Here is a 16,107-nt window from a genome sequence, read left to right on the forward strand (position 1 = left end):
CCTTTGTACGACCTATCAAGGTTTCTTTTCCATAACCACCCCTTCTGCCAGCCGAATAGTGGTCTTTGATTCACAGCCTTCGGTAACGGAGTAAACCAGTTCATGAGACACAGGACTTTCCCCGGTCCTGTTTATGGTCCATGTTTCTGTCCCTGAAGCTGGCCGGAGTAGTGTTTTGGAGAGGCATACTTCGGAAATCTTTTTTTCAGGATTTACAATCACTGTGAAATCGTTTCCACTCCAGTTTCGCCCCTCCATGGTTCCCTGACTGGTGATTTGGCTCACTCTCCCCGATTGGACCTTACCTTGATGCGTATAGGCAGGGTTTAGTCGTGTAGAGGACCCCTCTGAATGAATCAATCGCAGGGAGTCAGTTAGTTCTTTCATCGTTACACTTTCGGGCTGTTTAGCGGTTAGCTGAAAAAGCCGTTGGCCCGTTACCCCGGAACCTTCCATTTCGTAATCATTATAATTCAATCGAAGGGAATCCCCTATTCCGAGGACAGGTTGCCCGTATTGGATGGTGATTTCTCCTTTTCTGATGGAAAATTCGTCTTCACACAGCGGTTGCCCGTAGTTTAGATTCACGGAAAAGGTGGCTGAATCGAGGGTGATCGTTGGACATCCCGGGAGAGAATCCGTAATGGAAGTATCGAGGAATGACTCCCAATCCTGAAAAACCAGGTAAAGGTGTTCGTCCAGGCTTTTGGAAGCCCAGTAAGCCTCCTCTCCTTCAAATGATTGATTGATTTGGAGGTCTTTACTTACTTCGGGTAAGCAGGATATTAAGACCCATAGGAGTAAAAAAGACACCTTATTTTTCATTCAAACTGATTTTAACGCGTGAAGTGTTTCAACGACGAAATTACTCAAAGTTAAATTAATATCCACTCCCCAGATTTAAAGCGTGTAAAAATATGTATTTTAAGGGATGTAAGGTTTTAAGAATTCGAAAAATGAACTATAAGGAAGGAATGTTGGTACATGGAGCCCTGGACAATCAGGTGATTTTAGTAACCGGGGGCGGCACCGGACTGGGTGCTTCCATGTCCCGTTATTTTTTATCACTTGGGGCAAAATTGGTCATAAGCAGCCGAAAATTAGCTGTGTTGGAAGCTACCGCTGATGCATTGGAGAAGGAGACCGGGGGACTGGTTTTACCGCTGGCTTGCGATATACGGGATCATAATGCGGTGTCGGAAATGTATGGTAAGGCTAAGTCACACTTTGGAAAAGTTGATGCAGTAGTAAACAACGCTGCTGCGAATTTTATCAGCCCCACCCAGCGACTCTCTCCCAATGCCTTTCATACGATTTTGGACATTGTACTCAAAGGCACCTCAAATATGACGCTGATAGCAGGGCAGGACTGGATAAAGGATCAAAAGTCGGGGGTGTTTTTAAACATTGTAACTACTTACGCATCTACCGGTTCTGCTTTCGTGGTTCCCAGTGCCGCTGCTAAAGCCGGCGTGTTGGCGATGACACGCTCCCTTGCAGTGGAATGGGGCCCCCTCGGTATCCGAAGCAATGCCATAGCCCCTGGACCTTTCCCCACGGAGGGGGCTTGGGAACGTTTGTTGCCAGGCCATATGGCCGAAAAGTTTAATCCAGCCAAAAGGGTGCCATTGGGACGGGTAGGCGATCACCAGGAATTAGCTAACTTAGCGGCTTACCTGATATCTCCCTTTTCCGCGTTTGTCAATGGCGAGGTAATCACCATTGATGGGGGAGAGTGGCTCCAGGGGGCTGGGCAGTTCAATGGCTTTCGGGAAGTAAAGGAAGAAGAATGGAATGCCCTGACAAGCAAAAGGAAAAAGACCGATTAAAGATTGCCGGAATCCATTTTATCGTTTGTCTTCTTTAAAAACCGGCGGCTTTTTATAAGGCAATGCCAGCCGGAAATCCCAATTTGGCAGAACTTTCTGAATGTTATTTTCCTCCAGGGAAGTGGTCTCAAGAAAGTACCAGTTTTCACGGTTTTCGGTGCCTATTGCGATCAGATTGCTTTCCGTGGTCAGGGTTCCCCCTGGTACTTTGGTGACTTGCTTTACAGGCACGATCGCATGAACTTCATCCTTTACCTGAACAGTCCGTATTTCTTCCCCAAATTGCAAGGAGGCCAGTCGCTGCCCCTGTTTTTTCTTGGTTTCCTGAATCTGCCTTAATAATTCCTTCATTGCTTCCCGACCTCCTGCTTTTTCAATTAAGGATGGATAGGTAAAATCCAACAGGATTTCATGATCCCCATGTAACTGAGCGTACACGTAAATCTGACCCGCTGTTTTTATTTCTTCCACTACCTGCCCATTGGCAGTTTGAGCTTGCATTCCCGTATAAAAAATGAGACCAAACAGTAATTTTTTTATCATAGCTAAACCGTTATTTTACTTCTAAAATAGGTCTAAGAAAACGAAATTCAAGGCAAAAAATCAGAAAATTTTATTGTTCCACACCAGATGCATTAAACCAGTGAAGTTCGCCATTTTCCATCCCATAACTGATCTGAATGGGATTGCAACAAACTTCACAATCTTCAATGTACTCCTGATCCGAAACGCTGGGGTCAAGCAACATGGATATTTCCGAAAAGCAAAAGGGACACTGAAAAAAGTGTTCGATTTCCATGATTATTCACCGTTTAGTTTACTTTATTTACTCAAAATCCGGAAACAAAGTTTCGTTATCCCCACGCTTTTTCTGTTCGCTTTCCGTTATCGGATGTTTATAGCGTATTTATTGGTAGTTCTTGATCAAATACACCCATACCTGGCAGGGAGAAAGGGAAAATTAAGAAGGGGTAAAACCTTTTATTTAAAGGCCGCTCCCGCCTAAGGAAATCGTGGTTAATTTGCTATCTAAAACCTGTCCTTTTTCACATTTCAGGATTCGGTAGGGATGTTTTTTTAACAGGTCGTAATTGTGTGTGGCCATAAGGATGGCAGTCCCTTTCTTATTGATTTCCTGAAACAGATTAAAAATTCCATCCGACACTTCCGGATCCAGGTTTCCGGTGGGTTCGTCTGCCAAAAGAATGGATGGTTCATTTAACAATGCCCGGGCAATAACCACCCGCTGTTGTTCTCCACCCGAAAGCTGATGGGGCATTTTCGTAGCAGCTCCTCCTAATCCCACTCCCATCAGCACTTCAATCATTCTGTTTTTCATTTTGAGTTTGTCTTTCCAGCCTGTAGCACGAAGGACAAAATACAGGTTTTCAGACACAGTGCGATCTGGAAACAATTGAAAGTCCTGAAATACAATGCCCAATTTACGGCGTAAAAAGGGGACTTCTTTCTTTTTGATTTTTTCGATGGAAAAACCAGCCACTCTCGCCTCCCCCATAATTAAGGGGAGGTCGGCATACAGGGTTTTAAGCAGGGAACTCTTTCCGCTGCCCGTTCTGCCAATCAGAAATACAAATTCGTCTTTTTCTATGGAGAAGTTAACATCCTTCAAAATGGTATTGATTCCCTGAAAAATACAGGCACCCTGTACTTTGACCACCGGCTCATTCGAAAAGACCATATTAGAGGCTGAGTTTTTTGAGTTTGCCAAAAGGAAGCTCCTTTATCAATTGCTCCAATTCGGCTTCTTTTCCCTCAAGGCCGAATTTTTCAATTTTTTTCAACGGTCTATCGGCTCTGAAATAGGCCACCAACACAAAATTTTCATCCCGGATCTGTATGTAGTCCGGGATTTTTGCTTTCCCTTTTACTTTTATAATGTACATGTCCGAAACAATTAATTTATGAAAAAAGGCAAATATCTCAGGTCAACGATTACCTTCTAAACTATTACGAATTGGCCTTGGCATGGTCTGCCAGAAACTGCGCCAGTCCTTTGTCTGTTAGCGGATGATTCAGCAATCCGGTGATGACTTTTAGCGGACAGGTAACCACGTCAGCGCCTAGTTCGGCACATTTTACCAAGTGCATGGTATGTCGAATAGAAGCCGCCAACACCTCAGTTTCAAAACCATAATTTTGGTAAATATGGACAATTTGCCCAATGAGGTCCAATCCGTCAAACGAAATATCATCTAGTCTGCCAATAAAAGGCGAAAGGTAACTGGCTCCCGCTTTGGCAGCAAGAATAGCCTGCCCTGCCGAAAAAACCAACGTGCAATTTGTACGGATGCCTTCGCTGGAAAAATATTTAATGGCTTTGATTCCTTCCTTAATCATAGGGACTTTTACGACGATTTTGTCATCGATTTTAGCCAATTCTTTGCCTTCCCTGACGATCTCATCGAAATCAGTCGCTATTACTTCCGCACTTACGTTGCCATCCACAATATCACAAATGGCTTTGTAATGATTTTTGACTTTTTCGTCTCCACTGATTCCTTCTTTTGCCATAAGGGAGGGGTTGGTGGTTACACCGTCCAATACGCCCAAATCATAGGCTTCTTTAATCTCAGTTAAATTTGCGGTATCAATAAAGAATTTCATGTGCGAAAATTAGGTTTGGTTTTATGACAAAATGGATAATACTTCAAAAGTAACAAAAAGAAGGGGAGCGTTTAATAAAAAGATAAAAAAATAAGCGGCATCGCACCGCTACAACCGCCTACCCTTGCTTCCTTCCGGACCTGGGGGATTTAGCAGGAGCTGGTCGTGCCGCTCAATACAAAGGTAGATAAATTTATTTCATCAACAAAAGTTTTTTCTTCGTGCGTAGCAAATTTCCTTAGGATCAAACCTAATTTTTTTTGGCAATATTATTGCAATCAATTCCTTACAATGGAGAGCGAACGCACGTTTTTCCAAAATTTGTTTTGAATATGTTGACAAAATCGATAGGCACCATAAGTTTAATATTTTTACTTGGCTCATGCGCCATATTCCAACCGAGAATTCCTTACCAATTGGGCATGTCGGAAAGTAAATTTCTTCGACAAAATAAGGAAGCCGTGATTAGCCAGCTCAATGAAGATAAAAAAGTCTATCGCGTTAACAAAGGTGAGCGATTCTACATGCTTGCTACCTTTGAAAATGGGGAATTGGTGAGTTTAGAAGAGAAAGAACTAACCCCTCAATGGCCTCGCCAGCGAATGATGGATGAAAATGATTCCTACCAGCAAAATTCGCAAGATCCCAATCAAAACCAGCGCTGGCCTTAAGTGAACAAGTGCTTTCAACTAATCTGAAGATCAAATATTCCCTATAACCTGACGGTTATTTCTGTGAAAAAACCGTCCGTATGGTCACTGAAAACCCTTTTGTACAGGTACACTGGGAAAAGGAAGGCTGTGGCAGTTTCTCAACGGTGGAAATTCTCAGGGCTTCCGTTGCTCAAATCTATTCCAATTTCCACCGATGATGACATTAATGTCACTGCGGCCTATTGCCCTCGCAGCACCCGAGACAGTCTGTCCACATACATCCTCATCTGCGGTCCTCAATTGTCCGTTTTTCAAATTCCTTATACTCACGCTCCATTTCAGACTGATTCGCTTGCACTACCGATGACAGTTTTTTTTAGTACTTTAAAACCCCGAATTCAGGTCTAGAGGTTACTTTTTGTCCCTGACAAATGAATTTTTAGAAAAGATAATCTAAAAAATTTAGTAAGTTTGACTAATTGATAAAAATTGTAAGTTACAGTTTGGGTAAGCTTGACGTTAAATCGTGAAGGTCACACGAAATCGAGCATGACGAGAACGTCACACAATGGGGTGATTATAAAGCATGCGAGATTCCATATGGCCGCTTAAAGACAATTATAAACCTATGAAAAACGGAAGGTAACCCGCATGTTTTTCAAGATAGACAGCGCAGGAGATTGTGCATCAATCATAAGTTTGTTGAGAGGCTATTACTGACTTGCCCGCCGCAATGATTTATTCAGATAAGGAGATTACTGGTAACTGCATAACCTAAGATTTATTAGCGATCAGATCAAACGTAAAAAAATGGAAAACAATCGAAGGAAGTTTTTAAAGAGATTAGGAATGGCTGGCGCCGCCTCTGCTATTGCACCGACGGCATTTGGAGCACCGCATCCGAAAAATGTGATGCAGATGAACCGCTTGTCCCAAAAATCTGCGGACAAAGAGTTGAAAATCGCGCTGATAGGTGCGGGAATTATGGGAACCCAGGACATGAACACGGCACTTCAGCATGAAAATGTGGAGGTGGTAGCAGTTTGTGACTTGTATGATGGTCGATTAGAATCGGCCAAGGAAAAGTGGGGGCAACACCTGTTTCTCACGAAGGACCATAAAGAGATTTTAAAGAGAAACGATATTGATGCCGTACTGATTGGGACACCCGATCATTGGCACAAACAAATAAGTGTGGATGCACTTAATTCCGGAAAGCACGTATACTGCGAGAAACCCATGGTTCATTCCGTAGAGGAAGGAAAAGAGGTAATCGATGCCTGGAAAAATTCAGGTAAGGTTTTCATGGTGGGTAGCCAGGGTATTTCCAGCCTGGGAAATGAAAAAGCAAAAGAGTTGCTGGCAGCGGGAGCAATCGGAGACATCAATTACGCAGAGGGATTCTGGGCCCGGCATTCTCCTGAGGGAGCCTGGCAATATCATGTGCCCGCGGATGCCTCTAAAGAGACGGTAGATTGGGAACGTTATATTTCAAATACAACAGACAGGGAATTTGATCCGCTTCGATTTTTCCGTTGGAGGAATTACCTGGATTACGGTACCGGCATGTCCGGAGATTTGTTCGTTCATTTGTTTACCAGCTTACATTTCATTACCAATTCGCTTGGACCGAATAAAGTTTCTGCCATGGGTGGATTAAGATACTGGAAAGACGGAAGAGAGGTTCCGGATGTTTTGTTGGGGATGTTTCAATATCCCGACAGCAAGGAGCATCCGGGGTTCAATTTATCCCTACGATGTAATTTTGTAGATGGTACCAGTGGGTCGACCTATCTGAAAATCGTTGGGAGCAAAGGCTCAATGGATGTCAAGTGGGACGAAGTAGTGGTCAAGACCAACCAGCAGGCTTCCAGTGACGACCCGTTTATGGAGGCACAGGCACAAATGAGTGGCAGGGCTTCTGATCGCAAACGCATATTGCCTCCTAATGAAATGGTATATAAAGTAGAGCCTGGATACAAAGGAGCTCATTATGACCACTTTGGAAATTTTTTCACCGCCATTCGTGAAAATGGAACGGTAACAGAAGATCCCGTTTTCGCTTTTAGAGCGGCTGCACCGGCGCTCCTATGTAATGACAGCTACTTCCAGGACGAATTTATAGCCTGGGATCCTGTGGAAATGAAATTGGTGTAAAAAAATAGCTTTTACTTAAAACTAAAATAGAAGAATGATGAATACACTTGCAAAAAAATCGGGTCTGCTTTTAGCCATGGCATTAGGGCTGGTTTTTACCTCTTACGGTCAAAAAGACCTTTTTAACGGCGAAGATCTTTCGGGATGGACGATTTACGGGACGGAAAAATGGTACGTAGAAGATGGGATTTTAGTATCCGAAAGCGGACCTGATGCCGAATACGGGTACCTGGGAACGAAGGAAAATTACGATGATTTCGAATTAACGGCGCAATTCAAACAAGATCAAGACGGAAATAGTGGAATCTTTTTCCGTTCCACCTTCGAAGGAACAAAAGTGTCTGGCTGGCAGGTGGAAGTAGCTCCTCCCGGCAATGATACCGGAGGAATATACGAGTCTTATGGAAGAGGTTGGCTAATCAAGCCAGACCCTGAATTGGACAAGTACCTAAAGTTCGGAGAGTGGAATGATATTAAAATTAGGGTTAAGGGAGACCGGGTAAGAACCTGGCTGAACGGTAAGAAAATGGTGGATTACACCGATGAAAAAATTGGAGAGGGAGAGGGGCAGATTGCCTTGCAAATACATAGTGGAGGAGGATTAAAAATTTCATGGAAGGATATCCAAGTAAAGGAACTTTAATTCCCAATCCGTTATCTTTTTAGTAAGCTAACAGAAAATCATCTGAAAATGAATCAAAAAAGGCCCCTTTGTTCGGGGCTTTTTTGGTTTCAGGACTATTGTTTGACGAAAGGAAGGAACCTTTGGGGCATTTTTCGTAATTTGCACCTTATTAAAAGATACTATATGTCTAAATTCGATTCTATAAGACCTTTTTATGATAGTGAAGTCAACAATGCGTTGAAGGAAGTCGCCGATCATCCCATGATGAAGGCGATGATGAATTTTACTTTTCCAGATAAAGAAGAAAGGGAATGGACTGAGCAACTTTTAAAAACACATTCCATCAGGGATTTTCAAATCAACTTTATTTATCATTCTGTTCGAAAAGTTCTGGACCTCACTTCTGATGGTCTTACCACTTCGGGCTTCGAAAAGCTTGAACCGAATACGGCCTATTTGTTTATTTCCAATCACCGGGATATTATTCTGGACACTTCCCTTTTAAATGCCACCTTGTACGAACATGGTTTATTGATGACCACCTCGGCTATCGGAGATAATTTGGTGAAAAAGCCTTTTTTGAAGTCCCTTGCAAGGCTCACCCGTAATTTTGTCGTGTACAGGGGTTTAAGTAATAAAGCCATGTTGGAATTTTCCAAGCTGAATTCTGAGTATATCCGGGAAGCGATTTTCTCCCAAAACAGATCGGTTTGGATTGCACAAAGAGAAGGAAGAACAAAAGACGGGCTCGACCTCACTCAGAAAGGGATCCTAAAAATGCTTTCAAAAGGATGCGAAAACCTTTCGTTAAAAGATTATTTTTTAAAACTTAAAATTGTACCGGTATCCATATCTTACGAAAATGATCCTACCGATGTATTGAAAATGCCGGAACTGCTGGCCAAAGCCAGGGAAGAAACCTATGTAAAGCAAAAAAATGAGGATTTCAGAACCCTTATGAGTGGAATTATGGGACAAAAAAAGCGAATTCATATATCCGTTGGAAAAGTTCTGGATGAAGAAATTGATGCTATTTTTGAAAATGAAAGCAGTGTCAATAAACAACTCCAGTCACTGGTGGAAGAACTAGACAGGGTGATCGTACGAAATTACCGGCTATGGCCTACCAATTACATTGCCCTCGACTTGCTGAACCAATCGGACGAGCACAAGCATCGCTACTCGCCGAAAGAAAAAGAGGAATTTCAGCAGCGGATTCAAAAGGGAGTGGAAATGGACAATCCAATGGCAGTAAAGAATTTCCTTTCCATGTATGCCAACCCTGTAATTCATAAGGCCAAACTGCAACAGTTAGCCCCCTGATGAGGTTACAATAGAATATCAAGAAGATTGTCGCGTACACTAACTACTCGTAATCCCTTGAAATCGAGCCTGCCTGCAGACAGACATGAAGAGAACGTCACACAGTGGGATGATTAAAAATCATGCGAGAATCTCCCGATTTAGTATCGGGACAGGCTATAACCAATAAAAGCAAATTATAAACAGATGAAATCGAGCATGACGTACCCGTCACACACTGGGATGATTATAAGCCATGCGAGATTCCATGTGGCCGCTAAAAGACAATTATAAACACATGAAAGAAAAGCGTGTAAAAATTGGTTTGGTGCAGTTGAGTTGCAGTGCCGATACCGATCAAAACCTGGAAAAAACCAAGCTGGCCATTAGGAAAGCGGCCAGTGAAGGAGCACAGGTCGTCTGTTTACAAGAGCTCTTCCGATCCCTGTATTTCTGTGATTTAGAGAACTATGAAAATTTTGCTCTGGCGGAAAAAATTCCGGGACCCTCTACGGAGACCTTTTCCGCACTTGCTAAGGAACTGGAAGTGGTGCTGGTTGTCTCTCTTTTTGAAAAACGAGCGGAAGGGATCTATCACAATACCACTGCCGTAATAGACGCAGATGGAAAGTACCTTGGTAAATACCGGAAAATGCATATTCCGGATGATCCGGGCTTTTACGAAAAATTTTATTTCACTCCCGGAGATTTGGGGTATAAAGTCTTTTCAACCAGATTTGGGAAATTAGGTGTATTGATTTGCTGGGACCAATGGTATCCGGAAGCGGCACGAATCACCAGCCTGATGGGGGCTGAAATTTTATTCTATCCCACCGCTATAGGCTGGCATGAATCCCAGGATGCTGATACCAACGAGGAACAATACCAAGCCTGGCAAACCATTCAGAAATCACATGCCGTGGCAAACGGGGTTCCCGTGGTGGCCGTGAACCGAACAGGAATTGAAGGTGAATTGCAATTTTGGGGAGGCTCTTTTGTCACCAATGCTTTTGGAAAGGTAATTTACCAGGCACCGCATTTGGAGGAAAACGTTGAGGTGGTGGAAGTAAGCCTGACCCAATCGGATCGGTACCGGACGCACTGGCCGTTCCTCAGGGACAGGCGCATCGATAGTTATGACCCCATTCTCAAGCGCTTTCTGGATGAAGATTGATCCGAAATACTTTTTTAAGAACATCTCCGATAAAGACCCTCTTCGGCCTGCCGATCTGGGATACTTCTTTCCTGCGGAGTTTCACCCACACGGGGCCACCTGGCTTAGCTGGCCCCATAAGGAAGCTTCCTGGCCAGGTAAAATTCAACTCATTTATCCAGCCTACGCGAAATTTGTGGCCTACCTGGCTAAAAGTGAACGAGTAAACATCCTGGTTACGGATCAAAATATGCAACGATTTGCGGAAGACCATCTTGACCGGGCCGGAGTGCCAATGGATCGCATTCTGTTTCATCATTTCCCTACCAACGATGCCTGGTGCCGTGACCACGGGCCAGCTTTTCTGATTCCCTCCAATCCAGGCATGAGCAAGGCCATCGTGGACTGGGGATATAATGCCTGGGGAGATAAGTACCCTCCTTACGACCTGGACAATTTAATTCCCGAGAAGGTAGCGCTTCACTTAGGGCTTCCCTGTTTTCGTCCTGGGATTATCATGGAAGGTGGTTCGGTTGATTTTAATGGCAAGGGGGCGGTTATTACCACGGAGGCCTGCTTGCTAAATCCCAACCGAAACCCACATTTGAGCAAGGAAGAAATCGAAACCTACCTGAAAGATTATTACGGGTTGAACCAGATTTTCTGGTTAAAAGATGGCATTGTAGGTGACGATACGGATGGACATGTAGACGATATTACGCGCTTTGTTAGTGAAAATAAGGTGCTAACGGTCGTCGAGTCTAATAAAAAGGATGAGAATTATGCCGTATTGCAAGATAATCTGAAGCTGTTGAAATCGTTCCGGCTTTTGGATGGGCGTTCATTGGAGATTGTAGAATTACCCATGCCTTCTCCTGTGATTTACGAAGACACCCGCTTACCTGCCAGTTATGCCAATTTTTACATAGCCAATAAGCATGTGATTGTGCCCACCTACAGGGATAAAAATGATGAAAAGGCGCTGGATATACTCAGCGGCTGTTTTCCGGAGCGGGAGGTGGTGGGAGTGGATTCCTGGGATTTGATTTGGGGCTTGGGATCCTTTCATTGCCTCAGCCAGCAGGAGCCGGCTTATTTGTGATCCGGATTCAGAAAACGGAATCCCTTTTAGCTGGGTAGGGAAATATATTTCACCCTTTCCGGGTTCTTAATGAATTCGATCTCCTCTATAACACTTTCGATCTCCAAAATGTATTTGAGAAGTTTAGGCTGCATATAAATCTAGTTTTGTCCGGTAAATCTCTTCTTTTAAAATTGGATTTTTAAGTGACTTACTGGTGACAAGATCTACCTTATTATTTAATATCTGCTGTAGCTGCTCAAACAATGAAAAGTAGTTGTCGGCATATTCCAAGACGTTAATATCCTTAGAAAATTCAACGAGAAAATCGATATCACTGCCCTCATTTATAGTGTTTTTTGCAGCTGATCCAAATAGAGAAATGGCCTTAACCTGATGTTGTTTGCAGGCTGTTGTTATCTCATCAAGTTTATTTTGAATCAGTTCCATCATCGTTCTAAAAATACATGAAAATTCAAAAAACACCTACTCAAGCCTCAATAGTGCATTTCTATTTACTGAATTGGGTGCAGTTGTAATTGCCGGCTACGTTTTGCGATATATTAGCTTCAAAGACAGTCGAAACAGGTACTTCCAAAGCCACTAAAGCCTGCTCCGAACCTCATCGGCGGGGGTAATACATGGAAGACTGGACTAAAAACTGACAGGCTTGAATATAAAATAGGGAATATTTCGGTTCGGAAGTCGGCTTTTAAAGCTCAAAACCGAAGATTTTTACTTAAAACGAACTACTCTCCTTTTCAAAAAAAATCAGTACTGACAATTTTTCCGAAATTTTTCCATTTTCCAAAAAAATGGGTACTTCTGAGCTCGAATTTTGCAGTTCTGAACCCGGCCTGTCAGTTTTTTATGCGCAACGTTTCGATTATGAAGTGAACCCTGGCAGGTTTTTGGCTGCTTTTTGCACCTTTTAAGTGCACGATTTCACCTAAAAGGTGCAAAGGTGAATTAAATCAATGAAGGGTTGAGGGTAGGAATCGAACCCTTGAATTTCTGAATGGAAGCTGTGGGTTTCCGAACCGGGGCATTGATGTTCAAAACTGCAAAGAAAAGTCGTTTACCTTGATAATCGATAATCTGAAATCAATAGCCCAGGTGAAAGATTTAGTTTGATGGTTAAATTCCTAATCATTTCTACTGTTAATTTTCTTTTCCTGTTGAGTATTTCAGAGACCCTGCTTTTTCCCCCAATTTCATTTACCAGGTCTTTTTGTTTTAATTGCAGCTCTTCCATCCTTATTTTTATGGCTTCAATAGGGTCAGGCGCATCAATCGGATAATGTTTCTTTTCATAATCATCCACCATCAATCCTAGGATATCGGCTTCATCACTTTCCAAGGTGCCTGTAGGAGCGTCAAAAATTCTCCCTAGCCTTTCAAGTGCTTTTTGGTAATCTGATTCTGATTTTATTGGTCTTAGTTCCATGGCTTTTCAATTAAACCGTGTCTGCATCAATCCTATCATATTCAATATGAGTCCCAATAAATCGGATAAAAACCCACTGTTTCTCAAAATTGAATTTTGCTACCAACATGAACGAATTTCCTTTTATGTTAAAAACAATCCTTCCGTCTTTTAAAATGCTGGCATTGGCGTAGGATTGTTTTACATCATTGGGTGTAAGCCACTTTGAACCAATCGCAGTATCGTACCAAGTTTTTAAATACTGCTCTGATTCCGGGTGTTTTTCCCAAAACTTCCGTAAGGTACTTTTAGCGAAAATTCTTTCCATTACTTCCTGACAAATGCAAAGTTATATAAATATTCTCAAATTGAGAACTTTTAGTAGGGCTTTGATTTTTGTATGGTGGGTAACGTTAAAGCATAGGTGATGTGGCGGTATTCTGAGGTATGTCGGCCGGGTGCCACTGCCGATTAAGGATACGAAAGCTCATTGGTTATTCTACTGATTGGCTTTATTTGTCCGCTGGAACTGAAGCCGATTAGCGAACAAAAAGCTGAGAAAAAATTCGTCACCCAGCCATATTGCCAATGCAATGTGTGAGTCCAGCATGCGTACCTGGTATCGAAGATACCAAATTATTCCGGAGGGTGTATGGCCTGCGCCGAAGCATACTGGTAGCCTGTCCTGACAGCGTCGGGCTCAGAATCCGATTCTGAGCCCGACTATTACTTTGTCACGCCTGAGAAGAAAGGGGTATGAATCCATGCTTTAATGGGTCTATAATTTTTCTCATTGGCCACATTGAATCTCGCATAGTTTGCAGGACGGCCTTCGAGAGACAATTTTTGGATGCTCGATTTCCTATTACCTCAAATCGCAACCTACAATCCAGTGAACCTCCGAGTACGAGACCCGTACCCTCGGTGGTGTGTGAGGCGCTTTCCGTCAGAGGAATCTGGCGGGGCCGTCTACACGATTATAGGGCGCTTTTTTATAGTCCATTAACAAAGTCTGCAATATTAGACCAAGTCCAAGTCACTTTTTTTATACCATTCATTTCGTTTGGTGAATCAAGTAAGCCACAACCTGTCATATAAACTCCTAAAATTGGAATGTTTTCTTCTTTTGCACATTTAATTTCCCAAATTGCACCGTCTGCATTTTTAAGGTGTTTTGTAATTAAAACTATTACTCCGTCACAACCCTTAATTTTAGTTCTACATCTGGCTTTCCATTCGCTACTCCAAGGTTCTTTAGGTGTTCAGTCTGTTTTAGGACAGCAACAGAATTTTCTGAATTTTTCAACAGAGTTGCGATAGTTTTGTCGCCTTCAATTTTATCTATGCTTCTGTAGCAAATGAATATTTTCATTTCAGTCTCTGTCTTTTCGTAATCGTTTTTTCAAATGCCCTATTACATATTATAACCCTGACAAAATCAGGCATATCTTACCAAATCCAGTGGGATATCCCCCACAAAATCACCTTTTAGTCAGCACTTAATACTACTAATTAATTCTTTAATATCATCGGAAAAGGATCCTTTCTGCTATCAAAACCTTGTTCAGACAAAGGAGTTTGCCGCTATTGTCTATTTTCCATTAAAAAATGAGGCGTTTACCTTCTCGAACTTTAGGCAGGAATTAAATTGATTTTATGCCCTTCCATAGGAAAAAACCAAAAAAAATTCCTACCAGCATTATCCGGCAGGACCCATTTCCCTGTAGGTGCAGCAACACTTTTTTCGGTAGCCATACCGCCTGCCTCTTGCCGGAGCAGGCTTATTGCTGCCAACCTCCACCCAGGGCCCGGTAGAGGCTGGCGATGCTTTGCAGTTGTTGTACCTTCAGGTTGATATAGTCCAGCTCTGATGATAAGGCGTTGGACTGGCTGTTGATCACATCCAGGTAGTCGGCATAACCTACCTTAAACATGGTATTGGCATTGTCCACAGATCTACGCTGTACCAATACTTCATTTGTTTTTAACTCGAGTTCTTCCTGATAGGTGGTATAATTATTGACCAACGCCAACACTTCCAAATACCCATTGAGAACGGTTTGTTCGTAGTCATATAAGGCTATTTTTTGCCGGGCCCTGGCACTTTCATAAGCGGCTTTGATCCTGTTTCTGTTGAATACCGGCGCCAACAGGCCTCCTCCTAGCTGGTGGGCCATAGATGCTGGGTTCAGGAATAGCTTACTAAAGTCAAACGCATTGAATCCGGCCATGCCGTACAGGTTAAAAGTTGGGAAAAAGGCCGTTCGGGCGATTCCCACTTCCAGGTTATTGGCTTTAAGGGTTTGCTCGGCTGCCCGAATATCGGGTCTCATTCTCAGCAGATCTGATGGCAGGCCTAATTTAAGTACTTCCGGAAAAATGTCTACTTCAGAAAGCGACTGTCTGGGAATGGATTCCGGATAGTTTCCGGTGAGGTAAGCGAGGTTTAGCTCAGCTTGTCTGAGTTCCCTCCGTTTTCGAATGAGCAGTCCTTTGGAGTTAAGCATTAATGCTTCAAATTGGTCAATGGATAGCTGGCTTTCCTGGCCTGAATTTTTTAAGCTTTTCCCCAGCTCAAAGGCTTGTTCCTGAAAGGAAATATTTGAAATGAGGGTTTCGATCTCCTCGTCCAGGCCCACTATCAAATAATAGGTACTGGCAATTTCTGCGATCAACCAGGTTTTTGTAAGATTAGCCATTTCTTCTGAAGCCATGTACCTGGCTTGGGCCTGCTTTTTTTTCATGTTGAGTTTGCCCCAGATATCCAATTCCCAGCTAAAAGAGGCACCCACCAAAAAATCGGAATAGGGAACAGGTATACGCTTATCTTCCGGAACGGTTGGGGAGCGATTCGTATCATCGTTTCCTACCCCATCCATGGTGTAGTCACCAAACTTTCTGATTTCGGCACCTGTCTGTAGATTGACTTCAGGAAGTTGCCCCAGTTTAGCCCTGCTCATGGCTGCTCTTGCTATTCGTAGCTGAGACAGGGTTTTGGCTACGTCCTGATTATTTTCCAGGCCCTTATTTATAAGTCCTTTCAATTGAGGATCGGTAAAAAAGAGATCCCATTGGATCAGTGCCAGGTTGGAACTGTCTGCGGTGCTAGCTGCGGTTCCCGGGTAATATTCAGGAGGGCGATTGTGTTCCGTTGCTGTATGCAATGGTACCTTGCAAGAAAAGAGGCTCAAGCCAAGCATTGCAAAAAGTACCCGGTATCTTGACAATAGAGTGTATTTGAACTGAGGCATTGTCT

At 43.0% G+C, this 16,107-nt stretch carries 17 protein-coding genes, 1 other RNA gene and 1 pseudogene; 7 read left to right on the forward strand and 12 right to left on the reverse strand.

Annotation, left to right across the window (positions count from 1 at the left end):
- Nucleotides 1–15: 15 nt before the first annotated feature.
- Nucleotides 16–825 carry a hypothetical protein gene (locus GKS34_RS17000; protein WP_163386181.1) on the reverse strand — a complete coding sequence of 270 codons (810 nt, stop codon included), beginning with the start codon at nt 823–825 and terminating at the stop codon, nt 16–18.
- A gap of 131 nt (nt 826–956) precedes the next feature.
- Here GKS34_RS17000 and GKS34_RS17005 point away from each other — a divergent pair, with 131 nt between their 5' ends.
- The gene (locus GKS34_RS17005; RefSeq protein ID WP_163386182.1) at nt 957–1,829 is read left to right on the forward strand and encodes an SDR family oxidoreductase; all 873 of its coding nucleotides are present in this window, start codon (nt 957–959) and stop codon (nt 1,827–1,829) included.
- A gap of 18 nt (nt 1,830–1,847) precedes the next feature.
- Here GKS34_RS17005 and GKS34_RS17010 read toward each other — a convergent pair whose 3' ends face one another.
- The 6 genes from GKS34_RS17010 to ffs form a co-directional block, all read right to left on the reverse strand.
- Nucleotides 1,848–2,372 (reverse strand): hypothetical protein, encoded by a 525-nt coding sequence (locus tag GKS34_RS17010; RefSeq protein WP_163386183.1) that lies wholly within the window; start codon nt 2,370–2,372, stop codon nt 1,848–1,850.
- A gap of 70 nt (nt 2,373–2,442) precedes the next feature.
- On the reverse strand, nt 2,443–2,628 hold the full coding sequence (locus GKS34_RS17015; RefSeq protein ID WP_162340046.1) for a CPXCG motif-containing cysteine-rich protein: 186 nt from the start codon (nt 2,626–2,628) through the stop codon (nt 2,443–2,445).
- A 186-nt stretch (nt 2,629–2,814) separates the two neighbouring features.
- Entirely contained in the window at nt 2,815–3,528 is a 714-nt protein-coding gene (locus GKS34_RS17020; protein WP_163386184.1) for a cell division ATP-binding protein FtsE, read from the reverse strand.
- 1 nt (nt 3,529) lies between these two features.
- Nucleotides 3,530–3,733, reverse strand: a complete 204-nt coding sequence (locus GKS34_RS17025; protein ID WP_163386185.1) for a fructose-6-phosphate aldolase — start codon at nt 3,731–3,733, stop codon at nt 3,530–3,532.
- Nucleotides 3,734–3,797: 64 nt separating this feature from the next.
- Nucleotides 3,798–4,454, reverse strand: coding sequence for a fructose-6-phosphate aldolase (gene fsa, locus GKS34_RS17030; protein WP_163386186.1), 657 nt, complete (start codon nt 4,452–4,454; stop codon nt 3,798–3,800).
- A gap of 85 nt (nt 4,455–4,539) precedes the next feature.
- An RNA gene (gene ffs / locus GKS34_RS17035) (signal recognition particle sRNA small type) lies at nt 4,540–4,632 on the reverse strand.
- Between the two features lie 244 nt (nt 4,633–4,876).
- On the opposite strand from ffs, the gene GKS34_RS17040 reads away from it, so the two are divergent.
- From GKS34_RS17040 to GKS34_RS17065, 6 genes are all read left to right on the forward strand, one after another.
- Entirely contained in the window at nt 4,877–5,125 is a 249-nt protein-coding gene (locus GKS34_RS17040; protein WP_240459342.1) for a hypothetical protein, read from the forward strand.
- A gap of 792 nt (nt 5,126–5,917) precedes the next feature.
- A complete protein-coding gene (locus GKS34_RS17045; RefSeq protein ID WP_163386188.1) occupies nt 5,918–7,264 on the forward strand; it encodes a Gfo/Idh/MocA family protein in 1,347 nt (448 codons plus the stop codon).
- Between the two features lie 76 nt (nt 7,265–7,340).
- Nucleotides 7,341–7,907 carry a 3-keto-disaccharide hydrolase gene (locus GKS34_RS17050; RefSeq protein ID WP_240459356.1) on the forward strand — a complete coding sequence of 189 codons (567 nt, stop codon included), beginning with the start codon at nt 7,341–7,343 and terminating at the stop codon, nt 7,905–7,907.
- Between the two features lie 165 nt (nt 7,908–8,072).
- Nucleotides 8,073–9,212: a 1-acyl-sn-glycerol-3-phosphate acyltransferase gene (locus tag GKS34_RS17055; RefSeq protein WP_163386190.1), complete on the forward strand. Its 1,140-nt coding sequence runs from the start codon at nt 8,073–8,075 to the stop codon at nt 9,210–9,212.
- Between the two features lie 277 nt (nt 9,213–9,489).
- On the forward strand, nt 9,490–10,365 hold the full coding sequence (locus GKS34_RS17060; protein WP_163386346.1) for a carbon-nitrogen hydrolase: 876 nt from the start codon (nt 9,490–9,492) through the stop codon (nt 10,363–10,365).
- Nucleotides 10,355–11,446, forward strand: coding sequence for an agmatine deiminase family protein (locus GKS34_RS17065; RefSeq protein WP_163386191.1), 1,092 nt, complete (start codon nt 10,355–10,357; stop codon nt 11,444–11,446). The genes GKS34_RS17060 and GKS34_RS17065 overlap by 11 nt, the downstream gene beginning before the upstream one ends.
- 123 nt (nt 11,447–11,569) lie before the next feature.
- On the opposite strand, the gene GKS34_RS17070 is transcribed toward GKS34_RS17065, so the two are convergent.
- The 5 genes and pseudogenes from GKS34_RS17070 to GKS34_RS17085 form a co-directional block, all read right to left on the reverse strand.
- Nucleotides 11,570–11,878: a nucleotidyltransferase family protein gene (locus GKS34_RS17070; protein WP_163386192.1), complete on the reverse strand. Its 309-nt coding sequence runs from the start codon at nt 11,876–11,878 to the stop codon at nt 11,570–11,572.
- Nucleotides 11,879–12,503: 625 nt separating this feature from the next.
- The gene (locus GKS34_RS17075) at nt 12,504–12,872 is read right to left on the reverse strand and encodes a helix-turn-helix domain-containing protein (protein WP_163386193.1); all 369 of its coding nucleotides are present in this window, start codon (nt 12,870–12,872) and stop codon (nt 12,504–12,506) included.
- 10 nt (nt 12,873–12,882) lie between these two features.
- A complete protein-coding gene (locus tag GKS34_RS17080) occupies nt 12,883–13,179 on the reverse strand; it encodes a type II toxin-antitoxin system HigB family toxin (protein WP_163386194.1) in 297 nt (98 codons plus the stop codon).
- A gap of 664 nt (nt 13,180–13,843) precedes the next feature.
- Nucleotides 13,844–14,086: pseudogene (locus GKS34_RS23820) on the reverse strand (hypothetical protein); the annotation flags it as partial.
- A gap of 546 nt (nt 14,087–14,632) precedes the next feature.
- Nucleotides 14,633–16,102: a TolC family protein gene (locus GKS34_RS17085; RefSeq protein ID WP_163386195.1), complete on the reverse strand. Its 1,470-nt coding sequence runs from the start codon at nt 16,100–16,102 to the stop codon at nt 14,633–14,635.
- Nucleotides 16,103–16,107: the final 5 nt, after the last annotated feature.

Source organism: Cyclobacterium jeungdonense (assembly GCF_010994275.1).
In the GTDB taxonomy this organism is placed as follows: domain Bacteria; phylum Bacteroidota; class Bacteroidia; order Cytophagales; family Cyclobacteriaceae; genus Cyclobacterium; species Cyclobacterium jeungdonense.